The 10,735-nt window shown below is 64.9% G+C and carries 12 protein-coding genes; 6 read left to right on the top strand and 6 right to left on the bottom strand.

Translation table 11 applies throughout. The features are described 5' to 3' along the window. The first annotated feature begins 126 nt into the window (after window positions 1–126). From Q0X61_RS07835 to Q0X61_RS07820, 4 genes are read left to right on the top strand one after another with little or no spacing between them, the layout of a single operon-like run. Window positions 127–1,005, top strand: a complete 879-nt coding sequence (locus tag Q0X61_RS07835; RefSeq protein ID WP_297741990.1) for a hypothetical protein — start codon at window positions 127–129, stop codon at window positions 1,003–1,005. Further along, window positions 998–1,303, top strand: coding sequence for a hypothetical protein (locus Q0X61_RS07830; protein ID WP_297741987.1), 306 nt, complete (start codon window positions 998–1,000; stop codon window positions 1,301–1,303). Before Q0X61_RS07835 ends, Q0X61_RS07830 begins: the two co-directional genes overlap by 8 nt. A gap of 2 nt (window positions 1,304–1,305) precedes the next feature. Beyond that, entirely contained in the window at window positions 1,306–2,472 is a 1,167-nt protein-coding gene (locus Q0X61_RS07825) for a WXG100 family type VII secretion target (protein ID WP_297741985.1), read from the top strand. Between the two features lie 43 nt (window positions 2,473–2,515). Continuing rightward, a complete protein-coding gene (locus Q0X61_RS07820; RefSeq protein WP_297741983.1) occupies window positions 2,516–3,040 on the top strand; it encodes a hypothetical protein in 525 nt (174 codons plus the stop codon). A 45-nt stretch (window positions 3,041–3,085) separates the two neighbouring features. Here Q0X61_RS07820 and groL read toward each other — a convergent pair whose 3' ends face one another. The 3 genes from groL to Q0X61_RS13395 all read right to left on the bottom strand — a co-directional run bounded on the left by groL (window position 3,086) and on the right by Q0X61_RS13395 (window position 5,355). After that, window positions 3,086–4,672 carry a chaperonin GroEL gene (gene groL, locus Q0X61_RS07815; RefSeq protein ID WP_297741980.1) on the bottom strand — a complete coding sequence of 529 codons (1,587 nt, stop codon included), beginning with the start codon at window positions 4,670–4,672 and terminating at the stop codon, window positions 3,086–3,088. Window positions 4,673–4,684: 12 nt separating this feature from the next. Beyond that, window positions 4,685–4,984 (bottom strand): co-chaperone GroES, encoded by a 300-nt coding sequence (groES, locus tag Q0X61_RS07810; RefSeq protein ID WP_297741979.1) that lies wholly within the window; start codon window positions 4,982–4,984, stop codon window positions 4,685–4,687. Between the two features lie 197 nt (window positions 4,985–5,181). Then, entirely contained in the window at window positions 5,182–5,355 is a 174-nt protein-coding gene (locus Q0X61_RS13395; RefSeq protein ID WP_367270722.1) for a LamB/YcsF family protein, read from the bottom strand. Between the two features lie 99 nt (window positions 5,356–5,454). Between Q0X61_RS13395 and bioB (Q0X61_RS07805) the strand changes: the two genes are divergently transcribed. Continuing rightward, entirely contained in the window at window positions 5,455–6,507 is a 1,053-nt protein-coding gene (gene bioB, locus Q0X61_RS07805) for a biotin synthase BioB (RefSeq protein ID WP_297741977.1), read from the top strand. 134 nt (window positions 6,508–6,641) lie between these two features. Beyond that, window positions 6,642–7,694 (top strand): biotin synthase BioB, encoded by a 1,053-nt coding sequence (gene bioB / locus Q0X61_RS07800; RefSeq protein ID WP_297741975.1) that lies wholly within the window; start codon window positions 6,642–6,644, stop codon window positions 7,692–7,694. A 12-nt stretch (window positions 7,695–7,706) separates the two neighbouring features. Here bioB (Q0X61_RS07800) and Q0X61_RS07795 read toward each other — a convergent pair whose 3' ends face one another. From Q0X61_RS07795 to Q0X61_RS07785, 3 genes are read right to left on the bottom strand one after another with little or no spacing between them, the layout of a single operon-like run. Continuing rightward, window positions 7,707–8,825, bottom strand: a complete 1,119-nt coding sequence (locus Q0X61_RS07795) for a THUMP-like domain-containing protein (protein ID WP_297741973.1) — start codon at window positions 8,823–8,825, stop codon at window positions 7,707–7,709. After that, window positions 8,807–9,805 (bottom strand): endonuclease/exonuclease/phosphatase family protein, encoded by a 999-nt coding sequence (locus tag Q0X61_RS07790; RefSeq protein ID WP_297741971.1) that lies wholly within the window; start codon window positions 9,803–9,805, stop codon window positions 8,807–8,809. The genes Q0X61_RS07795 and Q0X61_RS07790 overlap by 19 nt, the downstream gene beginning before the upstream one ends. Beyond that, entirely contained in the window at window positions 9,802–10,308 is a 507-nt protein-coding gene (locus Q0X61_RS07785; RefSeq protein ID WP_297741969.1) for an 8-oxo-dGTP diphosphatase, read from the bottom strand. Before Q0X61_RS07785 ends, Q0X61_RS07790 begins: the two co-directional genes overlap by 4 nt. Window positions 10,309–10,735: the final 427 nt, after the last annotated feature.

Below are 10,735 nucleotides of genomic sequence, written 5' to 3'. Positions count from 1 at the left end.
CTTACGATCGAGTGGCCGCATCGGGTGAGCTTGCGCTTGTGTATCGCTCAGCAGCGGATACATATTGAGTCCGAATACTCACCCCTTGACACATTCACTGGCCGGATTCGTACGTACGATTGCTCTGTGACAACGATCCCTCCCGAGATCCAGGCCCTCTGTTCCTCACTCGCCAGCAGCGCCATGCGCGCTGAGCAGGCAGCATCCGTTCAGCGCTCGGCGCTGGCGGCTACGAGCGCCGAGGTGGAGCAAGAGGGCATCAAACTTCGAGTAGGCGCATCGGGTGAGCTCCTGGATTTCGCCCTCACCAAAGATGTAGGTGAATACTCCGCTGTCACATGGTCTCGCCATTTCATGGATGCCTACCGCGCGGCCTGTGATGCGGCGAACCGCAGCACGGCAACAACACTCGCCAATCCAGCTCTGCAGCAGATGGTGCTTGCGTCAGTGCCAGCAGATGTGCTGGCGTGCCGCGAAGAGACACCGTCGGGCGTGCAGCCAGCAGCTATGGGCGCGCCTGACGAGACGATCTACTTAGTTGACGATTTACCGCCGGACCCCAGTCTCGAGCCGCTCTTTTCCGTGCTCGACAGCGACGACCCACTCGCCTCGCTCATCGCACTCTCCGACGCCGGGGAGTTCGACATGGTTGATCTCTCCCGCCCAGCGCACGAGATCGATACCGAGATCCGGAGCGAGATAGAGGCGATCGCAGCACGCATCGACGAGCTCGGGCCTGCACTTCGGCAGGTCACTGCCGAGGCTCGCAACGAAGCCGTCTCCGTCATTGCAGGACCGTGGGGACAGATCGAGCACTTGGAGTTCCGCTCCGCGGCCCTCCGAGACGGGCCGGAGCAGCTCATCCACCATCTGCTCACGGCCTACCGCGAAGCCACCGACGAGGCCGCCGCGACGCTCCACGATCTGCTCTCTGAGCAGGGTCTGCATGATGAAACCGACCCCACCCTCGCCCGTGTGGGCGCCAAGAGGAGGAACCATGAGTGACTTCTGTGTCAGCCCAGACGCCCTTGATGCCGGCGCGCAGCAAATCGAGTCGGTGGCTGAGAGCCACCTCGCAATTGCATCGAAACTTCAGCCGCCCGATCCGATGATGGCTGGGGTCTTCGGGGCTCCCTTCGTGGCAACCATCGGCGCTGCGGCGCATCAGGAAGTGGTTGGCCTGTTGGAGGGCCTCGCCCATGAAAACCGAGTCGCCGCTGAGAACTTACGTGCGACGGCATCCAACTACCGGCAGGCGGAGGACTTCGCTGAGTCTGAGGCCAGGAAAGTCTGTGAGGCCTAACCATGGATAACTCGAATCTAGCCACGGAATACTTCAGTAGAGCGGGAAGGTCACTCGCTGGTTCCTTCATCACCACGAAAGATGCATGGTGCGACGGAGCAGTCGGCATCGATGATTTTGCGTCACCGGTTTTCGCCGGTCTCGAAGGACTTGGAATATTCATCGACCCAGTCAATTGGCTGGTCGGCGGCATACTCGATCCGATCTACGACTTGATCCTCGATTATTGCACGCCGCTCAAGGCCGCAATCGAGACGATCACGGGTAGCCCGGAGAAGGTCGAGGCGGCGGCCGCCGGGCTCCAGGACGCGGCGAAGCAGACCGCGGATGCCGCCAACCAGCTCATCGAGCACGTCAATGCAATCCTCACTAACTGGGAAGGTAAGGCACGCGAGGCCTGCCGCACTGCGATGGCAGCGGCCGTCGAAATGCAGCGAGACATCGCCGACAAACTGCACTCGTTCGCAAACGTCTACTACACCGTGGCGTCCATCGTCTCAGCGCTGAAGGAGATCGTCGTCTCGCTGATCAAGATGTTCGTCACTGATCTGATCACAAAGGGGCTGCTCGCGGCCGCAGCAGGGATCCCCTCACTCGGATCTACCATCGCGGCGTACATGACCTGGGCCGCCGGGAAATATGCGCTCGTTGCAGGCAAGGTGTCGAGGCTGTTCGCACGCGCTGCCGGCAAACTTTCGAAGCTCGCTGGTGAGACCTCAAAGATTGGGAAATTCTTCGCTTCGATCGCATCCCGCCTCACCAAACTGTCAACGAAGTACGACGACCTCGCGGGAGAGCTGAACAAGTTGCGCGACGCCAACAGGTCGGACCTCAAGAACAACATCCCGCTGTACCAGCGACGGGCAGAGAAGTGGGAGCAGAAAGCCGCCGACCGCGCTGAGGCTGGCAACATGCGCGGCGCCAAGACCGCTGAGCGGAAGGTCAGACGCTTCGCTGAATCCGAGGCGCGGGCTTGGGAGATGGTCGAGGAGCGCAGCAAGAACATGATGCACAAGTCACACAAGGTCCCCCCTGGAGGCTACGGGGCGGGGGCCGCATCGGGAGCCAATTGGGCATACGGCGATGGTCAGCGCCAGCCCGGCGACAGCGCCAGCAAACGCGGTGACCTCCACAACCCCGCCGACGATATCGGCACCATCGTCCCGTAACCTTGAGCGCGTCAGATCGCCCAATGAACTGAGTGGAGCGCCCATGGAAACGCCATGGAAAGCCATCGGGGTCGTGGTCGCCTTCGTCGGTGGCATCTTTCTCGCGGCGCTCGTGCTGGCGAACGTTGCCCGCAGTCAGGGCGGTGCGTATACCCTCGTACCCGAAATGTCGGGCCAAGCGGTGATCTCCGACTGCGCTCCCGACATCATCGCGCTCGGCCTGCGTCAGCGATGCTCGGGGACAGTGGCGTGGTCTAACGGAAGCACCACCAACGACGACGATATCTTCTCGCCCCGCGACGTCACGGGTAGGACAGTGGGGGTTCAGCAGGTCTCGTCATTCGAGCTGAAGGGTGGGCGCACGCATGGCACCAACCCCCCAGACATCCGCACGCTCACCAATGACCATCCACTCGGCAGTATCTTCTGGTCGGTCGTCGCCTACGGCGGTCCGCCGGCCTTACCGTTCGCATTGATCGGCGTGCTGTGGATAGGCCACAAACTCTTTTCCCGCCAAGAGCGTCTGCGGCGTCGCTTGCGGAAAGGCCGCCGCAGCCCCGGGACCTGACGGCACCCGGGGCTGCGAAGGTATGCGAGGTCTAGACTCTCTAGATCATTCCTCGTCGTCCTCGCGCTTGTCCACCACGAGGGTCTCGGTGGTGAGCAGCAGCGCGGCGATCGATGCGGCATTGGCGAGCGCGGAGCGCGTCACCTTCACCGGATCTATGACACCATTTGCCACGAGGTCGTGGTACTCGTCGGTCTTGGCGTTGTAGCCCTGGCCGACGGGGAGTTCCGCAACCTTCGAGGTGATGACGTAGCCCGGCTGGCCACCGTTCTCGGCGATCCAGCGCAGCGGCTCGCACGCAGCCTTGGCGACGATCTGGACGCCGAGCTTCTCGTCGCCCTCGAGGCCGAGGCCGTCCTCGAGCACCTTGGCCGCGTGGATGAGGGCGGAGCCGCCACCGGCGACGATGCCCTCCTCGATGGCCGCGCGAGTAGCCGAGACGGCGTCCTCCACACGGTGCTTGATTTCCTTGAGCTCCACCTCAGTGGCAGCACCCACCTTGATGACGCAGACGCCACCAGCCAGCTTCGCGACCCGCTCCTGGAGCTTCTCGCGATCCCAGTCGGAGTCGGTGCGCTCGATCTCGGCGCGCAGCTGCGCCACGCGGGCTTCCACCTCGGAGGACTCGCCACCGCCGTCGACGATGGTGGTGTTGTCCTTGGTGACGACGACGCGACGTGCGCGGCCGAGCACCTCGAGGCCCACCTGGTCGAGCTTCAGGCCGACCTCGGGGGCCACAACCTGGCCGCCGGTGAGGATGGCCATGTCTTCCAGCATCGCCTTGCGACGGTCGCCGAAGGCCGGAGCCTTGACAGCCACGGAGGTGAAGGTGCCGCGGATCTTGTTCACGACGAGCGTGGACAGCGCCTCGCCGTCCACATCCTCGGCCACGATGAACAACGTGCCCTTGGCGCCGATGACCTTCTCCAGCAGCGGGAGGAGATCGTTCATCGAGGAGATCTTGCCGGAATGCAGCAGGATGTACGGATCTTCGAGCACGGCCTCCATGCGGTCGGCGTCGGTGACGAAGTAGGGCGAGAGGTAGCCCTTGTCGAACTGCATACCCTCGGTGAACTCCAGCTCGGTACCGAAGGTCTGCGACTCGTCGACGGTGATCACGCCGTCCTTGCCCACCTTGTCGAACGCGTCGGCGATGAGCTCGCCGATCTGCTCATCACGCGAGGAGATGGTGGCCACGGAGGCCATCTCGTCGGTGGTGGAGACGTCGCGGGCGTTCTTGCGCAGCTCCTCGACGACCGCGTCGACGGCCTTCTCGATGCCGCGCTTGAGGCCGACGGGGTTGCCACCGGCAGCGACGGCGCGGAGGCCTTCATGCACCATAGCCTGCGCCAGCACGGTGGCAGTGGTGGTGCCGTCACCCGCGACGTCGTTGGTCTTGGTGGCAACTTCCTTGGCGAGCTGAGCACCCAGATCTTCGTACGGATCCTGGAGCTCTACTTCCTTGGCGACGGTCACGCCGTCGTTGGTGATAGTGGGTGCACCCCACTGCTTGTCGAGCACGACGTAACGGCCCTTGGGGCCGAGGGTGACCTTGACGGTGTCGGCGAGGGTGTCCACACCGCGCTCAAGCGCGCGGCGAGCTTCCTCGTCGAATGCGAGAATCTTTGCCATGAGTTGCGCTCCTTACTTGGAGACGACAGCGAGAATGTCGCGTGCGTTGAGGAGCAGGTACTCCTTGCCGTCGTACTTCAGTTCGGTGCCGCCGTACTTGGAGAAGACGACGACGTCGCCCTCAACAACGTCCATGGGGACGCGCTTGGCGCCGTCGTTGTCGAAGCGACCGGGGCCGGTGGCGACGACGCGGCCCTCCTGGGGCTTCTCCTTGGCGGTGTCAGGGATGACGAGGCCGGAAGCGGTGGTCTGCTCGGCTTCGAGGGGCTCAACGAGGACGCGGTCCTCAAGAGGCTTGATCGTGACTGCCACGTCAAACACCTTCCTGTCTGGTTAACCCGGCGGTGTACGCCGGGGTGCAATGTCTAATTGGGTTGCCGAGCGTCGTCGCGGTGCCGCACGGCATTGGCACCCAACCACGTCGAGTGCCAACTCCAAAGCTATACCCCTGTTAGCACTCAATTCAACCGAGTGCCAGAATCCGGCCGCTGTTCGGCCCTTTCTCCGGGTCAAAACTGTGCCGCGCGCTGCACCGTCGCACGCATCGTGAGCGCGTCGCCCGCTTGGAATCCGCGCACGGCATCGGCCGACGAGACACAGCCGAGCGGCGCCTCGTCGCCGCCCGCCTTCGGGTACCCGAAGGATTCGCCACACCCTCTTTGAAACCCAGGGGTCCGGCGCAGTGGGGCTCAACGTTTGCACTCGGCGAGGCCGCAGCATGCGAGTGCTGAACGAACGGGTAGAGTACGAGTTGAACAGCATTCAAAAAAGGAGGCTGCCCCATGGACCTCAATGAGCTCGCCGACCGTGTCATCGCAGGCGGCCAGATCACCCGCGACGAGGCACTCGCCATCTTGCGCCTGCCCGATGCCGCCACCTACCCGCTCGTCGCAGCCGCCGGACGCGTGCGTCGGCACTTCCACGGCAACACCATGAAGGTGAACTACCTCGTCAACCTCAAGTCAGGCAAATGCCCAGAAGACTGCTTCTACTGCTCGCAGCGGCTGGGTTCCGAAGCCGACGTGCTGAAGTACACCTGGCTCAGCCACGATGACGCCCTCGCCGCCGCCAACGCCGGCATCGCTGCGGGAGCCGGGCGAGTTTGCCTCGTCGCGTCCGGCCGCGGCCCCAGCAACCGCGACGTAGACCGCGTCGGCCAAATCATTCGAGACCTCAAGAAGGAACACCCTAATGTCGAGGTCTGCGCCTGCCTCGGCATCTTGAAGGAAGGACAGGCCGAACGCCTCGCCGGCTCGGGTGCCGACGCTTACAACCACAACCTCAACACTGCGCAATCCCATTACGACGAAATCTGCACCACACACGACTACGCCGATCGCCGCGATACTGTCCAGCACGCCCGCGAGCATGGCCTCTCCGCCTGCTCTGGGCTCATCGCAGGCATGGGCGAAACCGATGAGCAGCTCGTCGAGGTGGCGTTCCAGCTGCTCGACGTCGGGGCCGATTCCGTGCCGGTGAACTTTCTCTTGCCCTTCGACGGCACCCCGCTCCAAGGCCACGCGGAGCTCACTGCACACAAATGCTTGCGCATTCTCGCGATGATTCGATTCGTCCATGGGAAGGCGGATGTGCGCGTCTCTGCCGGGCGTGAGCAACACATCCGCACGCTGCAACCCCTGTCGCTAGAGATATGTAACTCGCTCTTCCTCGGCGACTACCTCACTTCCGAGGGTCAGCCCGGCGCCGAAGATCTGCGTATGTTGACGGACGGCGGCTACGTCGTGTTGGGGGCCGAAGACATGGCTCCCACGGAGATACCGAAGGTGGCGGCACGCAAGCGGGGCGCAGGCACCACAGCCCCCGCCAATGCGTAATCCACCCGCAAGCCATCCCACCATGTGGCCAACACGGCAGTAGCGGGACCACGCCAAAGAACCTCCGGTGGGCATGTGCACGGAGGGCAAGTACAGTGCTCGTTGAACAGTATTCAATGAAGGAGCTTCGCGTCATGGATCTCACCGACCTTGCCGACCGCGTGATCGCAGGCGGACGGATCACCCGCGACGAAGCCCTCGCCGTTCTGCGCCTGCCCGACGCCGTGACCGTGCCGCTCGTGGCGGAGGCGGGGCGCGTGCGGCGGGCGTTTCACGGCGATGCGGTGAAGCTGGACTACATCGTGAACCTGAAATCCGGCAAGTGCCCCGAGGACTGCATCTATTGCCCGCAGCGCCTGGGTTCCCACGCGGACATCCTGCGGTACTCCTGGCTGAGCCACGACGAGGCTGTCGAGCTCGCCACGCGCGGCGTGGCGGCCGGGGCGCGCTCAGTGTGCCTGGTGTCGTCGGGCAACGGGCCGAGCAACCGCGACGTGGAACGCGTCGGCACTATCGCGCGCAGCGTGAAGGAGCGTCACCCGAGCGCGGAGGTGGCCGCGTGCATCGGCATCCTGAAGCCCGGGCAGGCCGAGCGGCTGGCGGAGTTCGGCGTCGACGCCTACAACCACAACTTCAACACCTCCGCATCGCACTATCCGGACGTCTGCACTACCCACTCCCACGCCGACCGGGTGCGCACCGTACAGATGGCGCGCGAGGCCGGGCTCAGCATCGACGCCGGCCTGCTCGCCGGCATGGGGCAAAGCGACGAGCAGCTCGTCGAGGTGGCTTGCGAACTCCTCGACGCAGGCGCCAGCGCCGTGCCCGTCAATTTCCTCATGGCCTTCGACGGCACCCCGCTCGCTCACCACAACGAGCTCACCGCTCGGCAGTGCCTTCGCATCCTCGCCATGATCCGCCTCGTCCATGGCAAGGCCGACGTGCGCGTCGCGGCGGGGCGCGAACAACATCTCGGTTGGATGCAGCCGCTCGCGCTCGAGGTGGGCAACGCCATCTACTTCGGCGATTACGCCACCGGCAGTGGCCAGGCGGGCAGCGAAGACCTCCGAATGATCGCTGAGGCAGGCCTCAGCATCTACGGCGGCGCCCACTATGAGGCGCCGGAGGTGCCCGTCGCGCCTATCCGCGACCGCGGAGCCGGCACCGCGCTGCCCGCGAACGCGTAGCTGGATGCCTGTTCAGCAGCGGTGCGCAACGATGGCGCGAGCGCCTTCGACGGTGCGGGCCAGGATGATCGTGGCCTGGTTCGGGCCCTTCGGTTTGAGCTGCCGACGCAGCGCGGCCGGGTCGACGTCGAGGGCGCGCTGCTTGATTTCCAGGGTGCCGATGGCGTGCTCGCGCACGTAGCGGGCGAGCGTTTTGCGGTCGAAGGGCAGCACGGCGTCCACCTCGAAGCAGGTGAGCCACGGCGAGGTGAGCGGCTGATCCGACGAGAGGTACGCGACGTGCGCATCCAGCAGCCAGGCCTGCGCGTCGCCCGCGCTTTCCGCGACGAGCCCCGCACGGATGGCGGCTCCGTCGGGCTCAGCGACGAAGCGCCCCACCGCAGCCACCGGGAGTTGCGCGCCCGAAGGGTGCAGCTCCGCGACGGGCGACCCCATGCGCACGGCGACGTGCCCCGCCGCCTGGTTCCACAGCGAGGCTTCGCAGACGTCGCCGCGGTCAGACACCCAGCAGCACTGCGCGTGGGCGGGCAGGATCTCTTTCGGCACGCCGGGGCCGAGTTTCACGCAGACGAACCGAGGGCTCGCTACGTATTCCATCACCAGGCTCCACGGAGGGGTGAGATGCTCGACGTTCCACGTGCGGCCGCGTGCGGTGCGCCGGGCTGGGTCGAGGAATACGGCGTCGCCGTCGGGGATGGTGAGCTCCTCGGCGAGCCCAAGGCGCGCCGGCCCGGCCCCCACGAGGGCGAGGTTCCACGTCGCGATCTCTACGGTGGCGGGGTCAGCATCGATGGCGACGACGTCGATTCCGGCGTCGGCGAAGGCCATGGCTTCGGACCCGATGCCACAACCGACGTCCCACACCCGCCGCACGCCCGCGTCGACGAAGCGCTGCGCCCGCCATCGCGCCACCGTCGTGCGGGTGGCTTGTTCGAGCCCTGCCGGGGTGAACAGCATCTCGTCGGCTCGCTCCAATTTGCCGACGGCCTTGCGTCGCAACTGCACCTGCGTAAGTGCCCACGCGGCGTCTTCGGGGCTGTGTTGCAGGCGGAGGCGTTTGGCGGCAGCGAGCGAATCGGGATCGTCTTCCCCCGACGCCGCCTCGAGCGCGGCTAGCGGGAATGCACCCACAGGCCACCTCGAATGCCCTTGTGGTCGGTGCCATCGACGCGGAAATAGGCCGGCTCGGACCACGCGCCGCCCTGCCACACCAGCATGTGGTCGATCCTTGCGAAGGGCAGTATCACGTGCGCGACGGGCCACGTCGGCTGCCACTGCGTGAGCTGCGAGCGGGGGTTCAAGATCAGGTTCTGCGACGTCGGATCGACGAGTTTCGTCGCGTCACGAAGAGAGCGCATCGTGGCGTGGCTGGCGACGGCGTTGAAGTCCCCCACAGCCATCAGCGGCTTGCCGGAGAAGGGTTGCAGCATATCTTGAATGCCGCGCGCATCGCGTCGCCACACGTCGGCGCCCATCGTCGGCGGCGCAGCGTGGATGGCCGCCAGGTGCACCGGCTGTTCACCAACCGAGGTAGTCACCGTCATCTCGACGACGAAGTTGGAGAACACCTCGTGGTGCTCGGCCACCTTGCGCATGGGGAGCTTCGAGTAGATCACGGTGCCGCTGGCGTCGTCGGAGGCAGCGCCCTCGACGTAAGGGAACTGCTTCGCGACGCCCGCTTCCTCGAGCTTGCGTTGCATCACGGGCGTGAACTCCTGGATCACCAACGCCGTGGTACTGGGACGCACCTCGGCGAGAATCTGCGCCACATCAGCCCGCCCGTACTCGGCGTTGATGGAGACCACCTGGAGTTCCCCGTCGGCGCCATCGGCCGGCTCCATCGACCCAATGAGCGGCGCACCCCAAAACCCTGCCGCAATGACGAGCAATCCCGCCGCGAGCAGCCTGCCGAGGCCGCTCAGCAGGAGCGTCAGGCCGATGAGGAGCGTCACGGTGAACACCCACAGGAATGGGATGAAGGTGGCGGCATAGACGGCGTAGTCGAAGCTGTATTGGAGGTCAGGAAACCACCGCAGTGCCGCCAGGGGCAGCGCGGCGAGGCCGCCGATAATGGTGAGTATCCACCCGAGGGTGTTGCGCAGCACGGTCACTGTTCCAGAGTAGCGGCGGGGAGTATCGACACCTGCCACGCCGGCGTCGAGTGTTCCCCGTCGTAGGGGATGACGCCGTGAAATTGGCCCACCGCGTCGTCGAACACCAGCGGCACGAAATGGCGGTCGCCGTCCCACATTGGCAGCTCCATCATGGTGTCGATGCGGTGCCAGCCGAGCGTGCCCTCTTCGTTGGATGCGGGAATCTCGCCAGTGAACTTCGTGATTAGGAACACGAAGCCGAGCACGTCGCGGCCGTTGAAGCCGGGCCAGCTCACCGTGCCGCGCAGCTCCATCTGCGTCGCTTCGATGCCCGCTTCTTCGCGCAGTTCGCGACGCATGCCCTCGACGACGTCCTCGCCCCGCTCCAGTTTGCCGCCCAGCCCGTTGTACTTGCCGAGCTGCTCATCATCGTCGCGGCCGATTCGGTGCACGAGCAGCACGCGCTCACGTGCTTCGTCGACGATATATCCGAGCGTGGTGAGTTCCGGCGTGTACGGCATACCACGAGTGTAGGTGGGCGAATGGGTCCCGATACGGCACTTCGCGCCTACTCGACCGCCGGAAGACCCAGCGCCCGCGCGCCCCGGTGATTGAGTAGCGCCCGCAGGGCGCGTATCGAAATCACTCTCAGCGCGGTTTCGACACATAAGCTCCACTGGCTCCTCACCCCCCGAAGCCAAACGGCATGCTAACCCGATATCCACACGCGTTTGCTGAATTCGGCGTTTTTGGGCTGTTTCGAAGAACGCGTGTGGATATCGGGTTAGCTCAGGCGTGAGACATGGTCTCACCACGGCCCTTCGGGCCGGCTCAACCATCTGGGTCCCTCACTGTCGGTGATTGAGTAGCGACTGTGCGCCACCCCGGTGATTGAGTAGCGCCCGCAGGGCGCGTATCGAAATCATCTCAGCGGAGGTTTTGACACGC

The organism is uncultured Tessaracoccus sp., assembly GCF_947255005.1.
Taxonomy (GTDB): domain Bacteria; phylum Actinomycetota; class Actinomycetes; order Propionibacteriales; family Propionibacteriaceae; genus Arachnia.
Note: the sequence above shows the minus strand (reverse complement) of the source record. Positions and strands in the feature narration are given on the sequence as shown.